Annotated in this window: 25 protein-coding genes and 1 tRNA gene; 14 read left to right on the forward strand and 12 right to left on the reverse strand. The window is 72.2% G+C overall.

What is annotated here, in order from left to right; genetic code table 11:
* Position 1 precedes the first annotated feature (1 nt).
* Positions 2 to 850 (forward strand): universal stress protein, encoded by an 849-nt coding sequence (locus JOD66_RS03280; RefSeq protein ID WP_204835508.1) that lies wholly within the window; start codon positions 2 to 4, stop codon positions 848 to 850.
* 44 nt (positions 851 to 894) lie between these two features.
* On the opposite strand, the gene JOD66_RS03285 is transcribed toward JOD66_RS03280, so the two are convergent.
* On the reverse strand, positions 895 to 1,482 hold the full coding sequence (locus tag JOD66_RS03285) for an adenylate kinase (RefSeq protein ID WP_204835509.1): 588 nt from the start codon (positions 1,480 to 1,482) through the stop codon (positions 895 to 897).
* A gap of 176 nt (positions 1,483 to 1,658) precedes the next feature.
* Between JOD66_RS03285 and JOD66_RS03290 the strand changes: the two genes are divergently transcribed.
* Entirely contained in the window at positions 1,659 to 2,252 is a 594-nt protein-coding gene (locus JOD66_RS03290; RefSeq protein WP_204835510.1) for a GPR1/FUN34/YaaH family transporter, read from the forward strand.
* Here JOD66_RS03290 and mftF read toward each other — a convergent pair.
* The 4 genes from mftF to mftA are packed head-to-tail and all read right to left on the reverse strand — an operon-like array spanning position 2,164 to position 5,310.
* Positions 2,164 to 3,678 carry a mycofactocin biosynthesis glycosyltransferase MftF gene (mftF, locus tag JOD66_RS03295; protein ID WP_204835511.1) on the reverse strand — a complete coding sequence of 505 codons (1,515 nt, stop codon included), beginning with the start codon at positions 3,676 to 3,678 and terminating at the stop codon, positions 2,164 to 2,166. The two genes, JOD66_RS03290 and mftF, sit on opposite strands and share 89 nt — an antisense overlap.
* Before the next feature lie 12 nt (positions 3,679 to 3,690).
* On the reverse strand, positions 3,691 to 4,887 hold the full coding sequence (gene mftC / locus JOD66_RS03300; protein WP_204835512.1) for a mycofactocin radical SAM maturase: 1,197 nt from the start codon (positions 4,885 to 4,887) through the stop codon (positions 3,691 to 3,693).
* The gene (mftB, locus tag JOD66_RS03305) at positions 4,884 to 5,171 is read right to left on the reverse strand and encodes a mycofactocin biosynthesis chaperone MftB (RefSeq protein ID WP_204835513.1); all 288 of its coding nucleotides are present in this window, start codon (positions 5,169 to 5,171) and stop codon (positions 4,884 to 4,886) included. The genes mftC and mftB overlap by 4 nt, the downstream gene beginning before the upstream one ends.
* 19 nt (positions 5,172 to 5,190) lie before the next feature.
* A complete protein-coding gene (mftA, locus tag JOD66_RS03310; RefSeq protein ID WP_204835514.1) occupies positions 5,191 to 5,310 on the reverse strand; it encodes a mycofactocin precursor MftA in 120 nt (39 codons plus the stop codon).
* Positions 5,311 to 5,596: 286 nt separating this feature from the next.
* On the opposite strand from mftA, the gene mdo reads away from it, so the two are divergent.
* The 4 genes from mdo (at position 5,597) to mftM (ending at position 10,655) form a co-directional block, all read left to right on the forward strand.
* Positions 5,597 to 6,889: an NDMA-dependent methanol dehydrogenase gene (gene mdo / locus JOD66_RS03315; RefSeq protein WP_204835515.1), complete on the forward strand. Its 1,293-nt coding sequence runs from the start codon at positions 5,597 to 5,599 to the stop codon at positions 6,887 to 6,889.
* A 104-nt stretch (positions 6,890 to 6,993) separates the two neighbouring features.
* Positions 6,994 to 8,196: an AAA family ATPase gene (locus JOD66_RS03320; RefSeq protein WP_204835516.1), complete on the forward strand. Its 1,203-nt coding sequence runs from the start codon at positions 6,994 to 6,996 to the stop codon at positions 8,194 to 8,196.
* A gap of 18 nt (positions 8,197 to 8,214) precedes the next feature.
* On the forward strand, positions 8,215 to 9,750 hold the full coding sequence (locus tag JOD66_RS03325; protein ID WP_204835517.1) for a VWA domain-containing protein: 1,536 nt from the start codon (positions 8,215 to 8,217) through the stop codon (positions 9,748 to 9,750).
* The gene (gene mftM / locus JOD66_RS03330) at positions 9,747 to 10,655 is read left to right on the forward strand and encodes a mycofactocin oligosaccharide methyltransferase MftM (protein ID WP_204835518.1); all 909 of its coding nucleotides are present in this window, start codon (positions 9,747 to 9,749) and stop codon (positions 10,653 to 10,655) included. The genes JOD66_RS03325 and mftM overlap by 4 nt, the downstream gene beginning before the upstream one ends.
* Positions 10,656 to 10,683: 28 nt before the next feature.
* Here the strand turns inward: mftM and JOD66_RS03335 are convergent, their stop codons facing one another.
* The 4 genes from JOD66_RS03335 to nicT form a co-directional block, all read right to left on the reverse strand.
* Positions 10,684 to 11,367 carry a MadR family response regulator transcription factor gene (locus JOD66_RS03335; RefSeq protein ID WP_204835519.1) on the reverse strand — a complete coding sequence of 228 codons (684 nt, stop codon included), beginning with the start codon at positions 11,365 to 11,367 and terminating at the stop codon, positions 10,684 to 10,686.
* Complete coding sequence (locus JOD66_RS03340) at positions 11,364 to 12,785, reverse strand: sensor histidine kinase (protein WP_307823270.1); 1,422 nt, start codon at positions 12,783 to 12,785, stop codon at positions 11,364 to 11,366. The genes JOD66_RS03335 and JOD66_RS03340 overlap by 4 nt, the downstream gene beginning before the upstream one ends.
* Positions 12,782 to 13,972 carry an iron-containing alcohol dehydrogenase gene (locus JOD66_RS03345; RefSeq protein ID WP_307823271.1) on the reverse strand — a complete coding sequence of 397 codons (1,191 nt, stop codon included), beginning with the start codon at positions 13,970 to 13,972 and terminating at the stop codon, positions 12,782 to 12,784. The genes JOD66_RS03340 and JOD66_RS03345 overlap by 4 nt, the downstream gene beginning before the upstream one ends.
* A 66-nt stretch (positions 13,973 to 14,038) precedes the next feature.
* Positions 14,039 to 15,172, reverse strand: coding sequence for a Nickel transporter NicT (nicT, locus tag JOD66_RS03350; protein WP_204835520.1), 1,134 nt, complete (start codon positions 15,170 to 15,172; stop codon positions 14,039 to 14,041).
* Between the two features lie 164 nt (positions 15,173 to 15,336).
* On the opposite strand from nicT, the gene JOD66_RS03355 reads away from it, so the two are divergent.
* From JOD66_RS03355 to JOD66_RS03365, 3 genes are all read left to right on the forward strand, one after another.
* On the forward strand, positions 15,337 to 16,521 hold the full coding sequence (locus JOD66_RS03355; RefSeq protein ID WP_204835521.1) for a GAF domain-containing protein: 1,185 nt from the start codon (positions 15,337 to 15,339) through the stop codon (positions 16,519 to 16,521).
* A 93-nt stretch (positions 16,522 to 16,614) separates the two neighbouring features.
* On the forward strand, positions 16,615 to 18,138 hold the full coding sequence (gene exaC, locus JOD66_RS03360; RefSeq protein WP_204835522.1) for an acetaldehyde dehydrogenase ExaC: 1,524 nt from the start codon (positions 16,615 to 16,617) through the stop codon (positions 18,136 to 18,138).
* Between the two features lie 17 nt (positions 18,139 to 18,155).
* Entirely contained in the window at positions 18,156 to 18,548 is a 393-nt protein-coding gene (locus JOD66_RS03365; RefSeq protein ID WP_204835523.1) for a DUF779 domain-containing protein, read from the forward strand.
* A gap of 14 nt (positions 18,549 to 18,562) precedes the next feature.
* Here the strand turns inward: JOD66_RS03365 and JOD66_RS03370 are convergent, their stop codons facing one another.
* Both JOD66_RS03370 and JOD66_RS03375 read right to left on the reverse strand, forming a co-directional pair.
* Positions 18,563 to 19,483: an NAD-dependent epimerase/dehydratase family protein gene (locus JOD66_RS03370; RefSeq protein ID WP_204835524.1), complete on the reverse strand. Its 921-nt coding sequence runs from the start codon at positions 19,481 to 19,483 to the stop codon at positions 18,563 to 18,565.
* A gap of 10 nt (positions 19,484 to 19,493) precedes the next feature.
* Positions 19,494 to 20,261, reverse strand: a complete 768-nt coding sequence (locus JOD66_RS03375; protein WP_204835525.1) for a serine aminopeptidase domain-containing protein — start codon at positions 20,259 to 20,261, stop codon at positions 19,494 to 19,496.
* Positions 20,262 to 20,324: 63 nt separating this feature from the next.
* Here JOD66_RS03375 and JOD66_RS03380 point away from each other — a divergent pair, with 63 nt between their 5' ends.
* From JOD66_RS03380 to JOD66_RS03400, 5 genes are all read left to right on the forward strand, one after another.
* Complete coding sequence (locus tag JOD66_RS03380) at positions 20,325 to 20,900, forward strand: TetR/AcrR family transcriptional regulator (protein WP_204835526.1); 576 nt, start codon at positions 20,325 to 20,327, stop codon at positions 20,898 to 20,900.
* Positions 20,901 to 20,980: 80 nt separating this feature from the next.
* Complete coding sequence (locus JOD66_RS03385; protein ID WP_204835527.1) at positions 20,981 to 21,934, forward strand: acetoacetate decarboxylase family protein; 954 nt, start codon at positions 20,981 to 20,983, stop codon at positions 21,932 to 21,934.
* Positions 21,931 to 22,641, forward strand: a complete 711-nt coding sequence (locus JOD66_RS03390; RefSeq protein WP_204835528.1) for a type 1 glutamine amidotransferase domain-containing protein — start codon at positions 21,931 to 21,933, stop codon at positions 22,639 to 22,641. Before JOD66_RS03385 ends, JOD66_RS03390 begins: the two co-directional genes overlap by 4 nt.
* A 35-nt stretch (positions 22,642 to 22,676) precedes the next feature.
* A complete protein-coding gene (locus JOD66_RS03395) occupies positions 22,677 to 23,249 on the forward strand; it encodes a hypothetical protein (RefSeq protein ID WP_204835529.1) in 573 nt (190 codons plus the stop codon).
* A gap of 33 nt (positions 23,250 to 23,282) precedes the next feature.
* Positions 23,283 to 23,636, forward strand: coding sequence for a hypothetical protein (locus tag JOD66_RS03400; RefSeq protein WP_204835530.1), 354 nt, complete (start codon positions 23,283 to 23,285; stop codon positions 23,634 to 23,636).
* Between the two features lie 109 nt (positions 23,637 to 23,745).
* On the opposite strand, the gene JOD66_RS03405 is transcribed toward JOD66_RS03400, so the two are convergent.
* Positions 23,746 to 23,819: transfer RNA gene (locus JOD66_RS03405), tRNA-Met, on the reverse strand.
* Positions 23,820 to 23,831 lie beyond the last annotated feature (12 nt).

The following is a 23,831-nucleotide window of genomic DNA, read 5'->3' on the forward strand; positions in this document are numbered from 1 at the left end:
CGTGAGCACCACCACCCTGCGTCCCGGAAGCATCGTCGTCGGAGCCGACGGCTCCAAGCACGCCGCCCGCGCGATCGCCTGGGCCGCGGAGCAGGCGGCGCTCGAGCGCCGTCCGCTCGTGGTCCTCAGCGTCGACGAGGGCGCGGTGCACCGCACCAACGCCGAGGCGGTCCGGCTCGCGCGCGAGCTCGCCCCCGACGTCGAGGTGATCGGCCTGACCGCCGCCGACGACCCCCGCGGCACGCTGGTCGAGCTCTCCCGCGAGGCGCACCTGATCGTGGTCGGCTCACGCGGGCGCGGCACGGTGCGCACGATGCTGCTGGGCTCGGTGAGCGCCACCGTCAGCCGGCTGTCGTACTGCCCCGTCGTCGTGTGCCGGCCCCGGGCCGAGGAGCAGCGCCGCACGGGCGTGCTCGTCGGCGTCGACGGCACCGAGTCCTCGCTCGGCGTCCTCGACTTCGCCTTCACCCAGGCCTCCCTCCGCGGGCAGGCGCTCACGGTCGTCCACTGCGTGTGGGACGTCGTCGCCGCCGTGGCCGGGCTGCGCAACGTGCGCGTCGAGGACGTCGACCTGGGGCCCGAGGACGAGGCCCACCTGCTGCTCGCCGAGACCGTCGCCGGGTTCTCCGAGAAGTTCCCCGACGTCCCGGTGACGCTCCGCGTCACCCACGGACTCGTCGACGACGTGCTCGGCGGCCGCAGCGCGGCCTGGGACCTCGTCGTCGTCGGTCGTCATCCCCTCGACACCGTGGGCCGCCTCGTCACCGGGTCGATCGCGACGGCCGTCGTCGAACGGGCGCACACCAGCGTCGCCGTGGTCCCCGAGGCATGCGTGGTCCTTCCGGCCTGAGCCGGCCTGAGCCGGCGCGAGGCCGGCGCGAGGTCAGCGCGAGGTCAGCGCGAGACCGGACGCGCCGACAGGGACGCCAGCGCCGCGAGGATCCGCTGCGCGACCTCGTCGACCGCCCCCAGGCCGTCGACCGTCGCGAGCAGTCGCCGGCCGTCGTACTCGGCGGCGAGGGGCGCGGTCTCGCCGGCGTAGACGTCGAGCCGGCGCCGGATCACCGCGTCGGTGTCGTCCGCGCGGCCCTGCTGCTGCGCCCGCAGCAGCAGCCGGCGCACCAGCTCGTCGGGGTCGGCCTCGAGCAGGACCACCGCGTCCAGCGCGGCCCCGTCCCGCTCGAGCATCTCGTCGAGCGCGGTGACCTGCTGGAGGGTGCGCGGATAGCCGTCGAGGAGGAAGCCGGCGTCGCAGTCGGCCTCCGCGAGCCGGTCGGCCACCATGGCGTTGGTGACCTCGTCGGGCACGTACTCGCCGGCGTCCATGAACCGCCGCGCCGTGCGCCCGAGCGGCGTCAGGCCCGCGACGTTGGCGCGGAAGATGTCACCGGTCGAGACCGCGGGAACGCCGAAGCGCTCGGCGATGGCGGCGGCCTGGGTGCCCTTGCCGGCACCGGGCGGACCCATGAGAAGCAGGCGCATGCGGCGGACACTATCCGGGCCGGTGCTGCAATCACGTTGCACGTCGCGGGCGGCCCGGCCGTCGGGCGAGCCGATCCCCTCCGTCCGGGCAGTCCCAACTGCGGCCTGCTCGCAGGGTGTGGAGCGGCCGAGGAGGTCGGCACAGTGACGGGGACCACAATCCCCTGGAGGTACTGATGTCCGCTGAAACCCTCGTCCCCGACGGCAATCCCGGCCTGATCGGCGTGCCGACCTTCCTGGTCGGCTCCGTGGCCCTGGGCCTGGTCCTGGTCGGCTTCGTGCCGGCGAGCGCCGGCGCCGCGTCGATCCCGATCATCGCCACGGCCACCGCGTTCGGCCAGGCGGTCGCGGCCGTGTGGGCCACGCGCCTGAACCAGAACGCGGTGGCCGCCATCTTCGGAATCTTCACCGGCTTCTGGTCCAGCTACGCGGCGCTCGTGCTCGGCCTCGCCCACGGCTGGTTCGGGATCGTCCCCGCCGACGCGGTCCGGACCCAGGAGCTCTTCCTCGGCTCGTGGCTCGCCGTGATCGTGCTGCTGACGCTCGCGACCTTGCGCCTGCCCCGTGCCTTCACGGTCCTGTTCGGCCTGATCGACCTCGCATTGCTCCTGGTCCTGCTCGGCACCGCGCAGGGCAGTACCGAGCTGACCCGGATCGGCGGGTACACCGTCTTCGCCTTCGTCAGCGTCGGGGCCTACCTCTTCCTCGACGCGATGTCGCAGGCCACCGGCGGGCGCGCGCTTCCGCTCGGCGCGCCGATCCGCGCCTGACCCGATGCAGGAACGGCACCGCCGGTCGGAGCGGGGCCGTGGTGGTGTGCTGGACCGCACCCCACCACAGCCCCGCGCCGTAGGACAGGTCGTCGAGCCGCCGCAGCACGAGGTACGTCGACAGGTCCAGGTCGGGCCGGGAGCGCACCCACTCGACCAGGCCGTCGAGCACCGCGCCGGCCAGCCAGGCCCGTCGTGCCCGACGCGAGAGCAGGGCGGCAGGGACCATGAGCGGCCACCAGTGCCGGTTCATCGCCGCCGCGCACTGCTGGGCCGCGGCCGCGACGCCGTAGGGCGCGAGCCGGATGGCGACGCCCCAGGGGCGTTCACTGGCGCCCATCGCGCCGGCGGTGCGGGCGACCACCCCTGCGCCCACGCCGGCGGCCACCCCGAGTGCCCACGGGCGCTGCACCACGAGCACCAGCGCCACGGCCACGGTGAGGGGCCCGGCGACGACGGGCGCCACCGCGTCGCCGTGCCGCAGCGCGAGCGGCGCGGCGCTCGTGCCGTAGAACGCCTTGCGTGCCAGCCAGGCGCGCGGCGCGGCGCGGTGCTCGTGGGCCACGACCGCCTCGGGCACATAGCGAACCGCCCAGCCGTCGCGGACCGTGCGCCAGACCAGGTCGACGTCCTCCCCCACCCGCATCCGCTCGTCGAAGCCCTCCCCGAACGCGCCGACCCGGCCCACGAGACAGGCCGACGGGACGTAGGGCACCGGTCCGCCGGGGACGACGAGCGCGCCGACGGCGCCCAGGTCCAGCGACGAGCGCACGGCCTCGTAGCGCGCGACCCGGCCGCGCCCGTCGCCGAGTCCGGCGATCCGAGGGGCCACCACTCCCACAGCCGGGTCGGTCAGCTGCAGCAGCAGGGGTCCCAGCCAGCCGGTGGTGGGCACCACGTCGGAGTCGACGAACGCGACGAGCTCGGTCCGCACGGCCCGCAGCCCGGTGTTGCGGGCCGCCGCGGGACCGCGACACACCGGATGGCGGACCAGCTCGGCGCCCTGGTGGGCCGCGACGGCCGCCGTCGCGTCCGGATCGGTCGAGCCGTCGTCGACGACCACCACCCGGAGGCCACGCAGCGCGCCGAGGAGCCGGGCCAGGCTCTCGGGGCGGTCCTTGACCGGGACCACCACCGTCACGTCGTCGAGCCGCCACGGGACCCGGCCCCCGTCGACCTCGGCGAGACCGCGGTCGAGCAGCATCCGGGCCAGGCGCGCGCTGGGCGGCGCATCGACGACGAGCTCGGCGCCGGCGAGGAGCCCGACCGCCGCCGGGCTCAGGAAGAGCATGCGCGACGGCGCACCGCCGAACAGCGCGCGGCCGCCCTCCCCTCGCCAGGTGCTCGCGAGCAGCCGGACCGTCGTGCCCGGCGGCAGGTCGCGGCTGGCGCCGAGCTCGGGCCAGGTCGAGCGGGCCGGCTCCATCGTGCTCGCCTCCTAGAGGGGGCTCTCGTCGCAGAACCGGTCCGGCAGTCTCGTCGGCCGGCCGGGCATGCCCAGGACGACGGTCGCGGGCCGGGAGTGGTCCTGGGACGGCTGCGGGAGGCCGGAGCGGTCCCGCTCGGCCAGCGCCGTGTGGCTGTTGCCCTTGACGCACTCGGGATCGGGCCCGTCGAGCGGCAGCCCGGTGAAGAATTTGGCGGCCATGCAGCCGCCACGGCAGGCGTCGTACGCCGAGCACGACCGGCACGCTCCCCCGGACGTCGGCAGCCGCAGCTCCCGGAAGAGCGCGGAGTCCTGCCACACGTTGCGGAAGCCGCCGTCGGTCAGCAGGTTCCCGGCGAGGAACTTGTCGTGGATGGCGAACGGACAGGCATAGACGTCCCCGACGGGGTCGATCAGACACACGACACGCCCGGCGCCGCACAGGTTCAGGCCGGGCAGCGCGTCGCCGAAGGCCGCCAGGTGGAAGAACGAGTCGCCGGTGAGGACGCGCTCGCCCTTCGCGACCAGCCAGTCATAGAGGAAGCGCTGGTCCTCGGCCGTGGGGTGCAGCTCGTCCCAGACATCGGCGCCCCGGCCGCTCGGACGCAGCCGGGTGATCCGGAGCGTCGCGCCGTAACGGTCCGCCAGCGCCTGGAATTCGTCGAGCTGGCGCACGTTCTCGCGGGTGACCACGACCGAGATCTTGGCGTCCGCGAAGCCCGCCTCCTGCAGGTTGGCCAGCGCCCGGATCGCGGTGTCGAAGGAGCCGCGCCCGCGCACGGCGTCATTGACCTCCGCCGTGGCGCCGTCCAGCGAGATCTGGACGTCGACGTAGTCGGAGGCGGCGAGCCAGGCCGCCCGCTCGGGGGTGATCCGCACGCCGTTGGTGGAGAACTTCACGCCGACCTGATGGTCGACGGCATACTCCAGCAGCTCCCAGAAGTCCGGGCGGATCGTGGGCTCGCCACCGCCGATGTTGACGTAGAACACCTGCATCCGCTGCAGCTCGTCGATGACGGCCTTGGCCTGCTCCGTGGAGAGCTCGCGCGGATCGCGGCGTCCCGAGGACGACAGGCAGTGCACGCAGGCGAGGTTGCAGGCGTAGGTGAGCTCCCAGGTGAGACAGATCGGGGCGTCGAGCCCGAGCTCGAACTGGTCGACGAGCCGGGGCACGGGGCCCGAGGTCGCACGCTCTTCGAGGATGGTCATGAGACGGTCACTTCCTGACGTGGGCTGATCATTCCCGACCGGGCGAGGGCGGCCAGGGCGGCGAGATGGCGGCGGCGGTCGTCCTCGGCGACTCCGGCGACGTCGAGTGCGGCGTACGCCGAGGCGGAGTCGTCGAGGGCCTCCACGACCCGCACCAGGGCGAGGTCCTTGAGGAACGACAGGCGGCGCGACCCGAAGTCGTAGACCAGGGCGCCGAACGGCTCGGGCCGGAGCACGACCGATGGCGTGCGCCGCCACGCCCGGTGGGGGTCGAAGGAGGTCATCTCGAGGCGTCCCGTCGGGTCAGTACACGCCGCACATGCCGTCGATCGAGACCTCCTCGACGAGCAGGTCGGCGTCGACCAGGTCGGTGTCGGTCGGGTCGGTGTCGGCGGGAGCGGGAGCGGGGTGCTGAGCGTTCATGGCTGAACTCCTTCGCGTGCGGTTCGAACGGACGAAAGTGACGTTAGGCGCGCCGGCGCACGCTCAGCGCCGTCCGGAAGTGCACATCGACCTGCCCGATCGGAGAGGTTCTGCGAGGTGCCGAGCAACGCCGGGCCGGCGCCCTCTCCGATCGGGCAGGTCGCGCCCGGACCATCCGTGGGGCTCACGCTCCTCACGCCGGATGGTTTGCGTTTCCCGTCCTCCCCACCGGCCTGTGACCGGCCTTACGTTCCGGTCGTCAGCACGTCCCACCAGGAGGTTCCTCATGCAGGTTGACGAACTGCTCAAGCCGTTCCCGATCAAGGAGTTCCACCCGTTCCCGCGGGCGCTCATGGGTCCCGGAGCGCACGAGCTCATCGGTCCGGAGGCCATCAAGCTCGGCTTCACCAAGCCCCTCGTCATGACGTCGGGCCTGCGCGGCACGAATGTCGTCCAGAAGATCGTCGACTCGCTGAAGTACCACGGCCTCGACGCCGTCGTGTACGACAAGGTCGAGTCCAACCCCAAGGACTACAACGTCATGGACGCGGTGGCCCTGTACCAGCAGAACAAGTGCGACTCGTTCATCTCCATCGGTGGCGGCTCCTCGCACGACGCCTGCAAGGGCGCGCGGATCTCGGTCGCCCACGACGGCCGCAATGTCAACGACTTCGAGGGCTTCAACAAGTCCGAGAACCCCAACAACCCGCCGCACATCGCCGTCTCCACCACCGCCGGCACCGGCTCCGAGACCTCGTGGGCCTACGTCATCACCGACACCACCACGGACCCCGAGAACCCGCACAAGTACGTCGCCTTCGACGACGCCTCGGTGGCCACCCTCGCCATCGACGACCCGGTGCTCTACTTCGACTGCCCGGTCGACTACACCGCCCAGTGCGGCTTCGACGTGCTCGCCCACGCCTCTGAGCCCTACGTCTCGCGACTCAACTTCGAGCCCTCGCTGGGCAACGCGATCCGCGCGATCAAGCTGACCGCGGAGAACCTGCGCGAGGCGGTCTGGAACGGCCAGGACCTGAAGGGGCGCGAGGGGATGATGTACGCCCAGTACATCGCCGCCCAGGCGTTCAACTCCGGCGGCCTCGGCATCATCCACTCGATCTCGCACGCCGTCTCGGCGTTCTACGACACCCACCACGGGCTCAACAACGCGATCGCGCTCCCCCGGGTCTGGGCGTTCAACATGCCGGCGCAGTACGGCCGGTTCGCGGACATCGCCGAGGCCATGGGCGTCGACACCCACGGGATGACCAAGCCGCAGGCCGCCGACGCCGCGCTCGCCGCCGCGATCCGGCTGCTGCGCGACGTGGGCATCCCGGAGAACTTCGTCTCGGTCACCCAGGACACCTACTCCAAGAACCGGCTCGGCCAGGGTCCGACCGCGTACTACGAGAACGCGAAGGTGATCAAGGGCGACGACGCCGACGTGGACCGGATCACCCACCACGTGCTCGGCGACGCCTGCACCCCGGGCAACGCGAAGGAGTGCACCTTCGAGACCGTCCGTCCGGTCGTGGCGCACTGCATGACCGGTCACCTGGACGATCTCCTGTCCTGAGCCACCCCGTGACCCGGTCCGGCCCGGGTGAGCCGGGGGCACGTGCCCCCGGGCCGGACCGATCCACGCACCAATCCACCGCCCGTCGCCCCCAGGAGGCAGCCATGTCCGCCCGACCCCTCGACGCCGTGCGCGATCCCGCCGGCTTCGCCGACGTCGCCGACGTCATCGACCAGTTCGCCGAGCACGGCTATCTCGCCGACGAGCGCCTGGCGACCACCGTCTTCCTCCAGGCCCACCTGGAGAAGCCGATCCTGCTCGAGGGTCCGGCGGGCGTGGGCAAGACCCAGCTCGCGAAGTCACTGGCCGAGGTGACCGGACGCCGGCTGCTGCGCCTCCAGTGCTACGAAGGCCAGGACGAGACCACCGCGCTCTACGAGTGGGACTACGGCAAGCAGCTGCTCTACACCCAGCTGATGCGGGAGAAGGTCGGCGCGCTGGTCGCCGACTCCCCCGACCTCGCCGGCGCGGTGGACACCCTCGCGGGCGAGGAGAGCGTGTTCTTCTCCGAGCGCTTCCTGGCCGCCCGCCCGCTGCTCGAGGCGATCCGCTCCGAGGAGCCGGTCGTCCTGCTGGTCGACGAGGTCGACCGCGCCGACGAGGCGCTCGAGGCCGTCCTGCTCGAGCTGCTCGCCGAGTACCAGGTCTCCGTCCCGGAGCTGGGCACCTTCCGGGCCCGGCACACGCCGTACGTCATCCTCACGTCCAACAACACCCGCGACCTGTCGGCGGCGCTCAAGCGGCGCTGCCTCCATCTCTTCCTCGACTACCCGGACGCCGAGCGGGAGCTCGACATCATCAGATCCAAGCGGACCGGGCTCTCCGACGAGCTGGCCCGCCAGCTGGTCGGCGTGGTGCGGGGGCTGCGCGAGCTCGACCTGCGCAAGGCGCCGAGCATCTCCGAGACGGTCGACTGGGCCCGCACCCTCTCGGTGCTCGGCGCCGAGGAGCTCACGGCCCAGACGCTGGCCGCGACGGCCAACGTCGTGGTGAAGTACGAGCGCGACCTGCGGCGCGCCCTCGACGCGCTGCCGCGGCTGGTCGACCCGAACGCGGTCGTCCCCGACCACCTGCCGGAGCACGGCCACGGGCACGGGCATGGCCACGACCACGCCCACGACCACGGGCACGATCACGAGATCCCATCCGGCTCCGAGGGGCCCGACGGCGCCGAGGTGCGCCGGGCCAAGGACCAGCCCGGCCGCCACGACGAGGCGTACTACGGCACCGGCAGCATGGGCCCGGCCCGCTCCGTCCCGGCCGGCCAGGGCGCCCGCTCGTTCGGCTCGCGCCGCCGGCCCTTCTGACGCCGGAGGCACTGGGTCATGGACGGCGCCCTGCACCGTTTCGTGCGGCTGCTGCGGCTGCACGGCATCCGGATCGGCATCTCCGAGGTGGTCGACGCCTCCCGCGCCGCCGGCGCCCCGGGGGTGCTCGGGAACCGCGAGCTGCTCCGCAGCGCGCTGCGCGTGACGCTGGTCAAGGACCAGCGCGACGAGGCCGCCTTCGACCGGGTCTTCGACCGCTTCTTCCGGCTGCGGGCGGTCCTCGACTCCCCCGAGGAACACGGGCACTCCCATGCCCACGACGACCTCCAGGACGACGGCGAGCTCGACGAGTTCGTGCTGTCCGAGGAGCCGGGCCGGACCCCCAGCCAGGGACACAGCCACGGCAAGCCCCAGGACATCAGGGACTTCTTCGACCCCGAGGATCTCGCCCAGCAGTACAACCTGCACCAGGAGGCGAACAAGCTCGACCTCGCCGCGATGACCGACGAGATCGTGCTCTCCAACGACGGCGCCGCCTCGCCCGCGAACGCCGCCCGGGTCCAGCTCGACACCTCGCGGCTGCACAACCCGGGCCGGCCGGGCCGGCTCGCCGACCGGACGGGGACCCGGCTCGACTCGGAGCTGACGGTCGCCGAGGAGCTGGCGCTGCTGGCCTGGCTCGACGAGGGCGACGACGAGCGGGGGGAGGGCAGCACGGTCGACGCCGGCGACCTGGCGGCGCTGCGCACCGCGCTCTCCGGTCTCCTCGACGGCCTGCCCGAGGCGCTGCAGCGCCACCTGGAGGAGCTGCTCGCCACCGACGCCGCGATCGAGTCCCGCGAGATCAGGGCCCGCGAGATCGACCGGATCGGCGAGGCCGAGCGGGCCACTCTGGAGGAGTCGCTGCGCCGGCTGGTCCGCAGCCTCCACGGGGCACCCCGGTCGCGGCGCCGGGAGGCCGCGCGCGGCAGCATCGACGGCTCCCGCACGATGCGCCGCAACCTGCGCAGCGACGGAGTGCCCTTCCGCCCAGTGACGGTCGCGAAGGTGACCGATCGTCCACGCCTGCTCGTGCTGGCCGACGTCTCGCTCTCCGTCCGGGCCGCGGCCCGCTTCACGCTGCAGCTGGTCCACGGCCTGCAGGGCATGGCCTCCCACGTGCGGACCTTCGCCTTCGTCTCCGACCTGGTCGAGGTGAGCGACCTGTTCGCCGAGCACCCGATGGAGGAGGCGCTCTCGCTCACCCTGTCCGGGCTGCCCGCGGGCGGCGTGCTCGACGTCGACACCGACTCCGACTACGGGTCGGCCTTCGGTCAGCTCCTCGACGAGTTCGGGGGCGGGGTCAACCGGCGTACGACGGTGGTGGTCCTGGGCGACGGGCGCGGCAACGGCAACGACCCCGGGCTCGGCGCCTTCGAGGAGATCGCCCGCCGCGCCCGCGAGACGATCTGGATCACCCCCGAGCCGCGGTACTCGTGGACGCTCGGCAGCTGCGACCTTCCCGCGTACGCCGCGCACTGCGACCGGGTGCACGTCGTCCGCGACCTGGCCGGACTCGACCTGGTCACCGCGCACCTGACCGAGCTCCGATGACGACCACGCCCGCCGCACCGATCGATCCGCTCCACAGCGAGCGCCCCGGCGTCTACGCCGACGCTCTGGTCGAGGTTCGCCGGAGCGCGGCCGCCCCGCCGCACGCGATCCGGACCGCCTCCTTCGCCTTCTGGGCCGACCGCGAGCGATTGCACCTCGTGCACCAGCTCCCCGCGGACCTGGTCGACAACGACCTCGCCGGACTGATCGCCGGCGAGCTCTTCGCCCCGGGCTGGTTGGAGGGCAGCGAGCTCTTCGAGCGGCTGATGACCGGCATCGTGCTCAGCATCTCGCCCGACCCGCTGACGGCATGGACGCTGTTCTACCGCAACACCCTCGACCGGCTCACCCACGCCGGACCACCGGCCGAGGGCGGCGGGCGCCGCGGCCACGACCTCGTGGAGGGCTCGCTCGCCGGCTACGCACCGGTGTACCGCCACGCCCACGAGCTGATCGCCCCCGGCTCCATGTTGGAGCTGGGCAGCTGCTTCGGCTTCTTCAGCCTGCTCAGCGCCGGGCACCTCGAGGTGACGGCGAGCGACCTCAGCACCAACACGGTGCGCCTGCTGGCCCGGGTCGCGCCGCGGCTCGGACGCCGGCTGGACACCCTCGTCTGCGACGCCGCCCGGGTGCCGCGCCCCGACGCCTCCTTCGACACCGTCGTCGCGCTGCACCTGCTCGAGCACATGTCCTCCGAGCACGGTCGGGCCGTCCTGGACGAGATGCGGCGGGTGGCCCGGCAACGGGTCGTCATCGCGGTCCCCTACGAGGAGGAGCCGACCGCGGCGTACGGACACGTGCGTACCTTCGACCACGACGACCTCGCCGAGCTCGGCGCGCACAGCGGCTGGCGCTGGCGGGTCCACGACCACCACGGCGGGTGGCTGGTGCTGGACCGCCGGTGAGCTCGCCCCCACCCGCGACCGCGACAGGTCAGATCAGGCCGTCCTTGCTCGCGACGTAGACCGCCTCCGCGCGACGGCTCACCTGCAGCTTGCGCATGATGTTGCTGACGTGGAACTTCGCCGTCGTGTCGGAGATGAAGAGCTGGCGCCCGATGTCGCGGTTGGACATGCCCCGCGCGAGCAGCCGCAGCACGTCCTGCTCGCGGTCGGTCAGCCGCCGGTTCTCGGCGGCCGTCTCCGCGTTGATCCCGCGCACCATCGCCGCCGCGCTGCGCGAGTCGAAGGCGCTGTCGCCGCGGTGCACGGCGCGGATCGCGCGGACCAGCTCGGTGGTGTCGACCTCCTTCACGACGTACCCGCGCGCGCCCTGATGGATCGCCTCGAGGACCAGCTGGTCGTCGATCACCGTGGTGAGGACGAGCAGCGCGACCTCGGGATGGACCTGGTGCAGGCGGGCGCACAGCTCGATGCCCTCGTTGTCGCCCGACGGCGAGAGCCGCAGGTCCAGCAGTACGACGTCGGGCCGGGTCGCCGCGACCACGGCCAGCGCCTGGGCGGGGGTCGCGGCCTCGCCCACGATCCGCAGGTCGCCCTCCCGCTCCAGCACCGAGCACAGGCCCTGGCGCACGATCGCATGGTCGTCGACGAGGACGACGCCGATCGCGTCGGGACGGTCGTCGAGTCGGGTGGGTTCGACCGTGGACGCACTCATCTGACTCTCTCCTCCGTCGATGGCCCGGCGCCGAGCACGGCGCCGGACAGTGGGACCCGAGACTCGATCGCGACGCCACCGGCGCGGGAGCGCCTGATCGACAGGCTCCCTCCGAGCCCCTCGGCGCGCAGGGCCATGCCGACCAGGCCGCGGTGCCGGCCGTCGGCAGCGCCCCGGCGGGCCAGGCGCATGGTGCGCCGCATCGCCGTCGGGTCACCGTCGCCGTCGTCGCTGATCCGCAGCACGACCGTGTCCGCGAGATAGCGCAGCCGGACCAGGGCCCTCGTCGCGCCGGCGTGCATGGCGACATTGAAGAGCGCCTCGCCGGCGGTCCGCGCCAGGGCGTGCTCGGCCGCCGTGCCGAGGGGCACCGGGCTGCCCTCGATCCGGAGCCGCACGCTCAGATGCGGCCGGTGCTGGGCAGCGACCTCGGCCAGCAGCTCGGGCAGGCTGGCCACGTCCTCGGCGGCCCGCTCGTGGTGCAGCGCGTAGATGACCGACCGCAGCTGCTCGGTCGCCTTCGCCATCAGGTCGCGCGCGCGGTCCAGCTCGGGGACCACGGGGCCGCGCGGTCCGGCGCCGCTGCCGAACTCACCGCGCAGCACCTCCACGGCCAGGCCGGCGCTCAGCACGGTCTGGGCCACGCTGTCGTGCAGCTCCAGGGCGATCCGACGGCGCTCCCGCTCCAGCAGCTCGCGCTGGTCGGCCACTCTCAGCCGCTGCTCGGCCGCGCGCAGCTCCTCGGTGCGCGACGACAGCGTCCGCGCCTGCTCGGAGACCTCGTCGAAGAGCTGCTGCGCGCGCCGCTGCTGGGCCAGTCCGGTCCGGTACAGGTCGCCGGTGTGCAGGGAGACGGCCGCGAGGTTCGCCAGGATGTGGAGCACCGACAGGTCCGGGGGCTCGAGCGGCAGGTCGGACCGGGGCGCGGCCGCCAGGCCGCCCAGGACGCCGCCGTTGATGAGCATCGGCACGACCACCCCCGTGGCGCTGTCGACGGCCCGGGGCGGCAGGTCGCCCCCGACCACCCGCGCCACGGCGTCACGCGCATCGGCGGGCAGCTCCTCCAGGCTGTCGCTCACCAGGCCGGCGGCGTCGACCGCGAGGAAGCGCGGCCGGGTCGACGGCAGCGCGTGCGCGCCCAGCGCGAGGACCGTCCAGCGGGCGTCGAGGTGGCCGGAGGCCACCCGGACGATCTTCTCCAGCAGCGCCCGCGGGCCCTCCACCGGGTGGACCAGGGCCCGGGAGATGGAGTCCATCGCGGTGACCGTGCGCTGGAGTCGCTCGTTCGAGCGCTGGTACGCCGAGTAGTAGGTCTGCTTGCCCGACCGGACGCCGGTCAGCGCGGCCAGGTCCGGCAGGTCGGCGCCGCCGTCGGCGGCCTGGCTGGGCCCCTGCGCGGCGGGCGCCTGGGCGGTCACAGCGACTCTCGGAAGATGCCCGCGATGTCGTCCTGGTCGGCGGGCCGCGGGTTGGTGGCGAGGCAGGCGTCCTGGGTCGCCGTCACCGACATGCGGTCGACGTCGGCGGCCGTCACGCCGAGCGCGCCGAGGCTCCGGGGAGCGCCGACCGACTCGGCCAGGTCCTGGACGTACTCGGCCAGCAGCTCGGCCGCCTCACGCTCGGGCATGCCCTGCACGGTCAGGCCCATCGCCTCGGCGAGCATCGCGAACCGGTCCGGCACCACCTCGGCGTTGAACCGGATGACGTGCGGCAGCAGCACCCCGTTGACCACGCCGTGGGGCAGGTCGAAGAGCCCGCCGACCTGATGGCTCATGGCATGGGTCGCGCCGAGGATGCTGTTGGAGAAGGCCAGCCCCGCCTCGAGGCTGGCCTGGGCCATCCAGAGCCGGGCCCGCTCGTCCCCGGGAGCCTCGACGTTGCGGCGCAGGGCCTTGCCGACCAGGCGCGCCGCGGACAGCGCGTGCCCGTCGGCGAGCGGGTTGTGGCCCAAGGAGACGAAGGACTCGACGGCATGGGTGAGCGCGTCGAGTCCGGTCGCGGCCGCGAGGTCGTGCGGCATGGTGGTGAGCAGCCGCGGATCGGTGACCGAGATGTCGGGCACCAGCGACCGGCCCATGATCGTCATCTTCACGGCGTTCACGGTGTCGGTCACGATGCAGAACTGGGAGACGTCGGAGCCGGTGCCGGCCGTCGTCGGGATCATCAGCAGTGGCGGGATCGGCCGCGTCACGAGGTCGACGCCGGCGTAGTCGTGGATCGAGCCGCCGTTGCCGCTCAGGATCGCGACCCCCTTGGCCGCGTCCAGCACCGATCCGCCCCCGATGCCCACGATGACGTCGGCGCCCTGCTCGACGTAGGCCTCGTGGGCGGCCTCGATCTCGTGGTCCTTGGGGTTGGGACTGATCCGCGACCAGACCTGGGGGTCGAGTCCGACCTCGCACAGATGCCCGAGCAGCTCCATCACCCAGCCGGCGTCGATGATCCCGGGATCGGTCACCACGAACGGCCGGCGGGCGCCGAGGCGTCCCGCGCAGAAGCCCGCCTCGGCCAGCGAGCCGAGCCCGAACACCATCTCCGGCACGTGGAACTTCAGCAGTCGGCGGTCGGCGCGGGCGGCAGTCGGTGGTGCGGGCGTGGCGAGCACTCGAAGGACCTCCTGAGTCCCGTCATTCGCTCGGTTCCGAGTGACGGTCGCCACACCGTAGTTGCATCAAGGTTGCAATCTGGTTGCACCCGTCGCCGGCTGCGCGGCGGCCGTCGGACGCTCCAACCGGGCGCCCCACCGCTCCTCGACCCGGCCGATGCGCCACACCGCCGTCGAGACGCCCCAGGCGAGCACGAAGAGCAGCACGATGGCGTAGCCGACGTACTCGAGGTCCACCCGGGTGAAGACCCGCCAGGGGCCACCGACCTGCTCGCCGAGCATGGCGCCCAGGGTCGTCGCGCCGATGATCATCGCGACCACCACGGACAGGGCGGTCACTACCAGGTTGTAGTACGTCTTGCGCACGGGACGGGTCAGCGCCCAGCCGTAGGCGAGATTCATGAAGGCGCCGTCCAAGGTGTCCAGCAGGGACATGCCGGCGGCGAACAGCACCGGCAGGGTGATCACCGCCCACCACGGCAGGCTCGCCGCGGCGGCGCCGCCGGCCAGCACGAGCAGGCCGATCTCGGTGACGGTGTCGAAGCCGAGCCCGAACAGGAACCCGATCGGGTACATGTGCCAGGGCTTGCGGACCGAGCGGTTGACCCGACCCAGGACCCGGTTGAGCACCCCTCTCGCCTGCAGCCGCCGCTCGAGCTCGGCCTCGTCGAAGTGGCCGCGGCGCATCGCCGTGATGACCTTAACGATGCCGACCAGGGCGACCAGGTTGAGGAGCCCGACGGTGAGCAGGAAGACGCCGCTCACGCTCGGTCCCCACACGCCGGCGGCCCGCAGCAGCGCCGAGTCGTCGTCCTCCACGCCACGGGCGAGCGCGCGCACGCCGAGGGCGATGCCCATGACCATGACGAACACCACGGAGCTGTGCCCGAGGCTGAACCAGAAGCCGACGCTCACCGGCCGCTGGCCGTCCGCGATCAGCTTGCGGGTGGTGTTGTCGATCGCGGCGATGTGGTCGGCGTCGAAGGCGTGGCGCATGCCGAGCGTGTACGCCGTGAGCCCGAGCCCGACGCCGAGGACGCCGCCCCCGACGTCGAAGTGGCGGGGCGCCACCACGAGCACCAGCAGGCCCCAGCCGATCAGGTGGAGGAGGAGCACGAAGCCGAGCGTCCTGGCGAGGCTGCGCCGCTCCTCGACGCTCAGGCGCGGACCCCTGGGGGCCGCCAGTGTGGCAGTGGTCATGCCAGCGCAGCCTTCGCCTTGTTGCGAACGCATCGCAACAGCGCCGCGGCCGAACCGTCCGTTCGGAGAGGTGGCTCGACCCGACCAGCCAGCCGTCGCCACGCCGTACGGATGCAACCCTGGTGCAACGTGACGGCTGTCACGGTGAGGAGGTGGAGGCCGGCATGCGGGCAGAGGTCGCTGCGTCCTGGCACCGGTCGGCGGCCGCGGGTGTGCCCGCCGACGAGGTGGCCGCGCCGATCACCCTCGACGACGGCGACCTGCGCTCGGCCCGCGCCCAGCACCCGCTCGCCCCCGTCTTCCCCCTCCTCGACGACGTCCTCGGCCAGGCGGCCCGGGACTGCGACGCGACGATGGCGGTGGCCGACGAGGCCGGACAGCTGCTCTGGGTCTGCGGATCCGGCACCGCCCTGCGCCGGGCCGAGTCGATCGGCTTCGTCGAGGGCAGCAACTGGGACGAGCGGCTGGCGGGGACCAACGCTCCGGGCTTGGCGCTGCGCCTCGACCAGCCGAGCAGCGTCGTGCGCGGTGAGCACTTCCGGCACGCGGTGCGTGGGTGGAGCTGCGCGGCCGCGCCCATCCACGACCCGGCGAGCTCACGGCTGCTCGGCGTCCTCGACGTCACCGGCGGCGACGAGATCGTCGTGCCCCAGACCATGGCGCTGGTCCGCGCCACGGTCCGGCTCGCGGAGGCCGAGCTGGCCCGGGACCGTCTCGTCGCCCGCGAGCCCACCGAGCGGGCCGGCCGTGCGACGGTCCGGATCGAGGCGCTCGGTCGCAACGAGGCGCTGCTGGCGGTGGACGACGATCGCGGCCACACCGGACGGCTGCGCCTGTCCCCTCGTCACAGCGAGCTGGTCCTGCTGCTCGCGAGCGCGCCCCGCGGCCTGTCCGGCGACGAGCTGAGCGTCCTGGTCTACGAGGACGAGAGCGGCTCCTCGACCCTGCGCGCGGAGCTCAACCGGCTGCGGCACCTGCTCGGCGAGACCTTCTTCGGCTCCCGGCCCTATCGGCTGCTGTCGGGCGTCAGTGGCGACTGGCTCGCGGTCGAGGCGATGCTCGCCTCCGGCGACGTCGCCGGCGCGGTGCGTGCCTTCCGGGGTCCGCTGCTGCCCCGTTCGAGCGCGCCCGGCGTGGTCCGGCTCCGCGAGGCACTCACCGCTCAGCTGCGCGCTGCCGTGCTGCACGCCGGCCAGCCCGACCTGATGTCGTCGTGGACCCGATCGGCCTGGGGCGCCGACGACTACGAGATGTGGACCCGGCAGCGCGACCTGCTGCCTCCCGGATCGCCGCTGTGGGCGCTCGCCAGCGGACAGCTGGCCCGCCTCGACGCCGAGTTCGCCGGCTGAGCCGATCGGCAACGTGGCTGCAACGTCGCGGCTCCTAACGTGCTGTGAACGGCGTCACACAGGGCGTCGCGTCTCACCGTCAGGAGCATTCAGATGACCATCTACGCAGCCCCGGGCCAGCCCGACTCCCTCGTCGCCGTCCAGAGCCGCTACGACCACTACATCGGCGGCGAGTGGGTGGCCCCGGTCAAGGGCCAGTACTTCGAGGACATCTCGCCGGTCAACGGCCGGGCGTTCACCGAGATCGCCCGCGGCACCGCGGAGGACATCGAGGCGGCGCTCGACGCCGCGCACGCCGCGTTCCCCACCTGGAAGCGGACCTCCACCACCGAGCGGGCGAACCTGCTCAACAAGATCGCCGACCGCATCGAGGAGAACCTCGAGGCGATCGCCGTCGCCGAGTCCTACGACAACGGCAAGCCGGTGCGCGAGACGCTCGCCGCCGACATCCCGCTCACCGTCGACCACTTCCGCTACTTCGCGAGCGCCATCCGCGCGCAGGAGGGATCGGCCGGCGAGCTGGACGAGAACACGGTCGCCTACCACTTCCACGAGCCGCTGGGCGTCGTCGGCCAGATCATCCCGTGGAACTTCCCGATCCTGATGGCCGCCTGGAAGCTGGCGCCGGCGCTGGCCGCCGGCAACTGCGTGGTGCTCAAGCCCGCCGAGCAGACCCCGTGGTCGATCCTCAAGGTCATCGAGCTGATCGGCGACCTGCTGCCGGCCGGCGTGCTCAACGTCGTCAACGGCTTCGGCGTCGAGGCCGGCAAGCCGCTCGCGACGTCGAGCCGGATCGCCAAGGTCGCGTTCACCGGCGAGACCACCACCGGCCGTCTGATCATGCAGTACGCCGCGGAGAACATCATCCCGGTCACGCTCGAGCTCGGCGGCAAGTCGCCCAACGTCTTCTTCGAGTCGGTCGCCACCGAGAAGGACGCCTTCTACGACAAGGCGCAGGAGGGCTTCACGCTCTTCGCCCTCAACCAGGGCGAGGTCTGCACCTGCCCGTCGCGCGCCCTGATCCAGGACTCGATCTACGACGAGTTCCTCGCCGACGCCGTGATCCGCACCGAGAAGATCGTCCAGGGCAACCCGCTCGACACCACCACCATGATCGGCGCGCAGGCGTCGCTCGACCAGCTCGAGAAGATCCTGTCCTACATCGAGATCGGCAAGGCCGAGGGCGCGAAGGTGCTCACCGGCGGCGAGCGCAACGTCCTCGAGGGCGACCTCGCCGAGGGCTACTACGTGAAGCCGACGATCTTCGAGGGACACAACAAGATGCGGATCTTCCAGGAGGAGATCTTCGGCCCGGTCGTCTCGGTGACGCGCTTCACCGACGAGGCCGACGCGCTCGAGACCGCGAACGACACCCTCTACGGCCTCGGCGCCGGCGTGTGGTCCCGCGAGGGCTCCCAGGCCTACCGCGCTGGCCGCGAGATCGAGGCCGGCCGGGTCTGGACGAACTGCTACCACCTCTACCCGGCGGGCGCGGCCTTCGGCGGCTACAAGCAGTCCGGCATCGGCCGCGAGAACCACAAGATGATGCTCGACCACTACCAGCAGACGAAGAACCTCCTGGTGTCCTACTCCCCCGACGCCCTCGGCTTCTTCTGACAGGCGTTGGCCCGGTCATGCCCTCCCTTCCGCACCGGGTCGACCTCACCGGTGAGGCTGCGGACCTGCTCCGCAGCCTCACCACCGAGCACGGCCCCGTCATGTTCCACCAGTCCGGCGGCTGCTGCGACGGCTCGGCGCCCATGTGCTATCCCGACGGCGAGTTCCGGCTCGGTGGCGCCGATGTCCACCTCGGCGACCTGGACATCGGCCTGGACCGCGACGTCCCGGTCTGGATGTCGAAGGCCCAGTTCGAGTACTGGAAGCACACCCACCTCACCATCGACGTGGTGAAGGGGCGGGGCGCCGGCTTCTCCCTCGAGGCGCCGCGCGGCCTGCGCTTCCTGATCCGGTCGCGGCTGCTCACCGACGAGGAGTCCGCTGCGCTGGACGCGGCCGCCGGCGGGTGACGGTCGCTGGCTGGTCAACCGGCGAGGATCCGCGCCACGCCCTCGCGATAGGTCGTGACCGGGAACTCCGGGAAGCGGGCCGCGAACTTCGAGCTGTCGAAGATGTTGTCGTCGCGGTAGCGGGCGAGCAGCTCGCCCATCTCGCCGAGCGGCCGGACGATGCGACCTCCGAGGCGGAAGGCGAGCAGGGGCAGCACCGTGTACCCGATCGAGCGCCCGGTGACCTCGCCGGCGATCTCGACGAGCTCGGCGTAGGACTTCCGGTCCGGGTCGACCGGCAGGTGCCAGGTCTGGCCGTAGGCGTCCGGCGTGTTGCCCAGTAGGGCGAGAGCGCGGCTCGCGTCGGGGGTCCAGATCAGCGAGCGCCTGGCCCTGGCGTCGACCGGGACGAGCGGCCGCTTGCCGGCCTTGATCCGGTCGAAGACCAGCGAGTGCGTGTAGCTCTTCGTGTGGCCGGGACCGTAGAACTCGGGCGCCCGGCCGATCAGCGCCTCGACCCGGCCGGCCCGCATGGCCTCGAGCAGCAGGGTGGCGATCTCACCGCGCACCCGTCCCTTGCGTCCGCCGGGTGCGAATGCCGTGGACTCGGTCTGGGGCGTCGACGTCCCCGGATACATGTAGGTGTTGTCGAAGAAGACGAGCTTGGTGCCGTGCTCGGCGCAGGCGTCGATGACATTGCGCATGATCACGGGGAACCGACGCTCCCACAGGTCCGAGTCGAGCGGCAGGCCGACGGTGAGATAGGCGATCTCGCTGTCGGCCACCGCACGACGGGTGGCGTCGGCGTCGGTGAGGTCGGCGGGGACCGGCTCGTCGGTGTCGTGCACTCGCGACGGCTTGCGGCTGACCAGGCGGAGGTCCTGGGTGTGGCTGCGGTGGAGCTCTCTGACGAGCTCGTCGGCGATCGGGCCGCCCGCGCCGAGAACGGTCTGCATGGGGTCTCCTTCAGCTGGATGGTGCGGTGTCGTGCCACCACGTGACGATGCGGTCGACCACCGTGGCCGGGGTGCGTACCCAGCCGATGTGGTCGTTGCTCGTCCCCGGGGGCAGTTGGTCGGCGGTGTGGTGCCAGCGAGTCACCGCGGCCGGCGCGAACAGCCGGTCGGCGAGTGCGTCGACGGCCCCGAGCGGCGACAGCGCGTCGTCGCCCAGGCTGACGACGAGCGCCGGGGTGGTGATCGGCCGGTCGATCGCGTACGGCGGCCGGCCGGTGAGGACCATCCGCGCCCACTCGCGCATGAGGGTGCGCGCGCCGGGACCTCCGAACGCGGGCTTGGGCAGGTAGCCGAGGAGCGCGGTCATCACCGGGACCACCAGCGCGGCCATCGCGGCGAGGTGGAGGCCGCCGTAGCGGAAGTGGCGGTAGTGCGGGATCGCGCCGCCGACGGTGATCACCCCGTCGGCCGGCGGACGGGTCAGCTCGTGCCCGGCCACCAGCTGTCCCCCGAGGCTGTGTCCGAGCAGGAGCACCGGCCGCTCGGGCGACTCGGCCCGCGCGGCGGCGACGGCGAAGGCGATCTCGTCGATCTCGTCGCGGTAGCTCCAGTCCTCCCGTCGGCTCGCCCGGGGCTCGCCGCGCTCGAAGCCGCGCCGGGGCAGCGCCCTGGCCTGCCACCCGCGGCGCTCGATCTCGGCGACCAACGGTCGGTAGTACCCGGAGCCGATGGCCATGGCCGGGGAGACCAGGACGATCGGCGTGCTGCGCGGGGACATCGGCTCCTCCGGACGTACGATATGTTTACGGTGCTCACACAGTATGGGAAGGCGAAGTAAGCAATGTCAACATCGGAGAAGAGCGGCTACCACCACGGCGACCTGCGCACGGCCCTGCTGTCGACGGCGATGGGGCTGCTCGAGGCCGGCGAGCCCTTCTCGCTGCGCGCGGTCGCGCGCGGAGCCGGCGTCTCCCCGACGGCGCCCTATCGCCACTTCCAGGACCGCGACGCCCTGGAGTCCGCGCTGGCGGCCGAGGGCTTCCGCGACCTGCTCGCCGACCTGGGCGCCGACGGCAAGCCGCCCGCCTCGCTCGACGACCTGGCCGAGTTCGCCGTCGCCTACGTCGCCTTCGCCCTGCGGCGCCCGGCCCTGTTCCACGTGATGTTCGGCAAGCCCTGCGACGACGCCGACGACGAGCGGGTCAAGGCCGCGGACGCCCTCCACGAGCTGCTCGCCGTCTCGCTCGACCACCTCTTCCCCGGGGCAGACGCCTCCGCCCTGGCGTCGGCCGGCTGGGGGCTCGCCCACGGACTGGCCTGCCTGCACCTCGACGGCAAGCTGCCGGCCGGCTCCAGCGAGGAGATCGCCGAGCGGGTGCGCGGCGCCTTCCTCGCCATCACCTCGGTCGGCCACTGACGCCGACACTCCTTGTTGACACTGCTCACATGCCGTGCGACCCTCGGTGTTGACACCGCTTACATCACAGGAGTGCGTCCATGGCATCGAGCAGCAGGCTGAGCGACCGGACCGTCGAGGTCGACCTCGGAGGGCGACGCGTCGCCGTCCCCGAAGGCGGCCTCTACGACCGGTACCGGATGGACACCGACCTCGACGAGCTCGCCCGCGACCCCCGAATCAGCAGCGTCGACTTCTTCCGCCGGACGCCCAAGACCCGCGTCGAGTCCCGCATCGGCCCGACGCTGACGCCGAACTTCTACTACCGCATCGCCACCGCCCGGCTCACCATGCTCGCGCCGACCAGGGCGATCCGCGCCCGGCTGCCCGAGGAGCTGGACCCGCTCGAGATCGTCCCCGGCCTCGGCCTGGTCTCGGTGATGGCCTTCCGGTACGACGTGTGCGACATCGACTTCTACACCGAGGCCGCCGTCGGGATCGCCGTGCGCCCGGCCCGCCACGGCGGGCCGGGCCTGCTCGACCTGGTCACCGGGCTCACGAACGACGCGCTGCACTCCTACGTCCTCTCCCTGCCCGTCAGCACCGAGATCGCCCAGGTGCGCGGCCACGACGGCTACGGCTTCCCGAAGTGGGTCACCGAGCTCGACGTCGACATCGACGCCGAGCGCACCACCGCGCGGGTCGCCAACGACCGGGGCGGCCTCGACCCCGCCCTGTCGGCCCCCACGCCGCGGCAGACCGCCCGGCGTACCGGGGAGCAGGTGTCGACACTCACCTCCTACACGACCATCGACGGCGCCTGGCACGCCAGCACCAGTCAGCTCAACCTGCTGTCCTCGGGCAGCACGCGACTCCCCCGCGGCCTCGACCTCCGGCTCGGCGAGGGCCGGATGAGCGACGACCTGCGCTCGCTGAGGCCGATCCGGACGGTGCGGCTCGACGTCACCACGGAGGGCCAGCTGGCGCTGCACCTGCCCGTGCCCACCTCGGTCCGCGAACCCGTCCGCACCCCACGGAAGGCAGACCAGACATGACCAGGCACATCCTCCACGTCGTCACCAACGTCGGCCACTACGACGACCCGGCCCACCCCACGGGCCTGTGGCTCTCCGAGCTCACCCACGCCTGGCACGTCTTCGAGGAGCAGGGCTACGAGCAGACCCTGGTCAGCCCCGCCGGCGGCGCGGTCCCCCTCGAGCCGCGCGCGCTGAAGTTCCCCAACGACGACAAGACCGCCAAGGCCTGGCGCGCCGACCCCGCCAAGCTGGCTCTGCTCGAGAGCACCGCGAGCCCCGACCAGATCGACCCCGCCGACTACGACGCCATCTACTTCACCGGCGGCCACGCGGTGATGTACGACTTCCCCGGCAGCGAGGGTCTCCAGCGCATCACCCGCGAGATCTACGAGCGCGGCGGCGTCGTCTCCTCGGTCTGCCATGGCTACTGCGGCCTGCTCGACACCCGGCTGTCCGACGGCAGCTACCTCATCGACGGCAAGAGGATGACGGGATTCGCGTGGTCCGAGGAGGTCCTCGCTCGGGTCGACAAGCTGGTCCCCTACAACGCCGAGGAGCGGGCCAAGCAGCGCGGCGCGCGCTACCAGAAGGCGAAGCTCCCCTTCGTCTCCTACACCGTCACCGACGAGAACCTGGTCACCGGCCAGAACCCGGGCTCGGCCAAGGCCACGGCCCGGGCGGTGGTCGCGGCCCTGGAGGGTGGGACGCCGCGCGGACGTCACTGAGAGCGCCCGCGAGGGCCGTCGGCGAGAATGCCGCCATGGCACCTCGTCTCCTCGTCCTGTTCGCGACCGTCCTTGCCTTCGGCTCGGCGTGCGCGACGGCGACCGACCCCGCCCCCGACGACGCCAGCGCGCCGGACCGCCGCGACGAGGCCACGTCGGTCGCGCCGACCCGCTTCACGATCGTGCCCGACGACTACCACGTGCCGTACGCCGGCACGGCCGAGGACGGACGCAGGTTCTTCCTGAGCGACGAGCTCTTCGCCGTCGACGCGAAGAGCCCCGACGGGACCGCCTTCGTGGGCCTCTTCCTGTGGGACGCCGACGGTGGCTTCGCTGAGATCCGCGTGGATCCGGTGCCTCGGGCAGAGGGAGTGCCGCCGGGCCAGGCGCTGAGCGCCGGCGCGGACGAGCTGATCGAGCAGCGGCTCGCGGAGCTCGGCGACTACCGCCTGGAGCCCATCACGGTCGAGCCCTTCCTGCAGACTGTCGACGGCGTCACCTTCGGCTGGGCCGTCACGGAGTTCGAGGGTGAGTACTCGATCAACATCGAGCCCGGTGACTTCATCGCGTACTACGAGCCATGGGACGGAGTCGACTACGACACGTGAGTCCGGCCGCCCGTCCGGGCGTAGCGTCCCCCCGTGGCCTCGATCGACGTCTACAACAACTCGGAGGGCTGGCTCGTGCTCTGGCTCGAGCCACTGGGGGAAGACCGTTGGCTGCGGCCCCGGGAGCGCTTCACCGTTCACACTGCCTATGAGGGCTCGAAGACCCCCTTCGAGATCGAGTTCTGGGTCAGCGAGAGGGATCGGGCCGCGGGGATCGAGAACGTCAACTGCTGGGTCAACGAAGGGAACGCGTACGCCGAGGTTCGCGATCAGTCCGGAGCGCTGGTCGAGTGCGGACATCAGCGTCCCGCCGATGTCGACGCGCGGTGGACCGCTCAGCTCGAGGAGCTCGAGAAGCGACAGCGAGACGAGCCGCACGGAGGCTGAGGGGAACCGGGCTCGGCGCATTCTCGACGGCTACGGCGATCGGCGAAGCCGCCGTGGCGACCTCAAAAGGCAGATCGAGGCCAGACGATGTCTGGCCTCGATCTTTTCGTAGCGGGGGCAGGATTTGAACCTGCGACCTCTGGGTTATGAGCCCAGCGAGCTACCGAGCTGCTCCACCCCGCGTCGGTGAACCCA

The organism is Nocardioides nitrophenolicus (genome assembly GCF_016907515.1).
GTDB lineage: Bacteria > Actinomycetota > Actinomycetes > Propionibacteriales > Nocardioidaceae > Nocardioides > Nocardioides nitrophenolicus.

What these genes read in the sequence shown, in the direction of transcription:
- JOD66_RS03285 (WP_204835509.1), bottom strand. Translation starts at nt 1,482, where the DNA reads ATGCGCCTGCTTCTCATGGGTCCGCCCGGTGCCGGCAAGGGCACCCAG.
- JOD66_RS03290 (WP_204835510.1), top strand. Translation starts at nt 1,659, where the DNA reads ATGTCCGCTGAAACCCTCGTCCCCGACGGCAATCCCGGCCTGATCGGC.
- mftF (WP_204835511.1), bottom strand. Translation starts at nt 3,678, where the DNA reads ATGGAGCCGGCCCGCTCGACCTGGCCCGAGCTCGGCGCCAGCCGCGAC.
- mftC (WP_204835512.1), bottom strand. Translation starts at nt 4,887, where the DNA reads ATGACCATCCTCGAAGAGCGTGCGACCTCGGGCCCCGTGCCCCGGCTC.
- mftB (WP_204835513.1), bottom strand. Translation starts at nt 5,171, where the DNA reads ATGACCTCCTTCGACCCCCACCGGGCGTGGCGGCGCACGCCATCGGTC.
- mftA (WP_204835514.1), bottom strand. Translation starts at nt 5,310, where the DNA reads ATGAACGCTCAGCACCCCGCTCCCGCTCCCGCCGACACCGACCCGACC.
- mdo (WP_204835515.1), top strand. Translation starts at nt 5,597, where the DNA reads ATGCAGGTTGACGAACTGCTCAAGCCGTTCCCGATCAAGGAGTTCCAC.
- JOD66_RS03320 (WP_204835516.1), top strand. Translation starts at nt 6,994, where the DNA reads ATGTCCGCCCGACCCCTCGACGCCGTGCGCGATCCCGCCGGCTTCGCC.
- JOD66_RS03325 (WP_204835517.1), top strand. Translation starts at nt 8,215, where the DNA reads ATGGACGGCGCCCTGCACCGTTTCGTGCGGCTGCTGCGGCTGCACGGC.
- mftM (WP_204835518.1), top strand. Translation starts at nt 9,747, where the DNA reads ATGACGACCACGCCCGCCGCACCGATCGATCCGCTCCACAGCGAGCGC.
- JOD66_RS03335 (WP_204835519.1), bottom strand. Translation starts at nt 11,367, where the DNA reads ATGAGTGCGTCCACGGTCGAACCCACCCGACTCGACGACCGTCCCGAC.
- nicT (WP_204835520.1), bottom strand. Translation starts at nt 15,172, where the DNA reads ATGACCACTGCCACACTGGCGGCCCCCAGGGGTCCGCGCCTGAGCGTC.
- JOD66_RS03355 (WP_204835521.1), top strand. Translation starts at nt 15,337, where the DNA reads ATGCGGGCAGAGGTCGCTGCGTCCTGGCACCGGTCGGCGGCCGCGGGT.
- exaC (WP_204835522.1), top strand. Translation starts at nt 16,615, where the DNA reads ATGACCATCTACGCAGCCCCGGGCCAGCCCGACTCCCTCGTCGCCGTC.
- JOD66_RS03365 (WP_204835523.1), top strand. Translation starts at nt 18,156, where the DNA reads ATGCCCTCCCTTCCGCACCGGGTCGACCTCACCGGTGAGGCTGCGGAC.
- JOD66_RS03370 (WP_204835524.1), bottom strand. Translation starts at nt 19,483, where the DNA reads ATGCAGACCGTTCTCGGCGCGGGCGGCCCGATCGCCGACGAGCTCGTC.
- JOD66_RS03375 (WP_204835525.1), bottom strand. Translation starts at nt 20,261, where the DNA reads ATGTCCCCGCGCAGCACGCCGATCGTCCTGGTCTCCCCGGCCATGGCC.
- JOD66_RS03380 (WP_204835526.1), top strand. Translation starts at nt 20,325, where the DNA reads ATGTCAACATCGGAGAAGAGCGGCTACCACCACGGCGACCTGCGCACG.
- JOD66_RS03385 (WP_204835527.1), top strand. Translation starts at nt 20,981, where the DNA reads ATGGCATCGAGCAGCAGGCTGAGCGACCGGACCGTCGAGGTCGACCTC.
- JOD66_RS03390 (WP_204835528.1), top strand. Translation starts at nt 21,931, where the DNA reads ATGACCAGGCACATCCTCCACGTCGTCACCAACGTCGGCCACTACGAC.
- JOD66_RS03395 (WP_204835529.1), top strand. Translation starts at nt 22,677, where the DNA reads ATGGCACCTCGTCTCCTCGTCCTGTTCGCGACCGTCCTTGCCTTCGGC.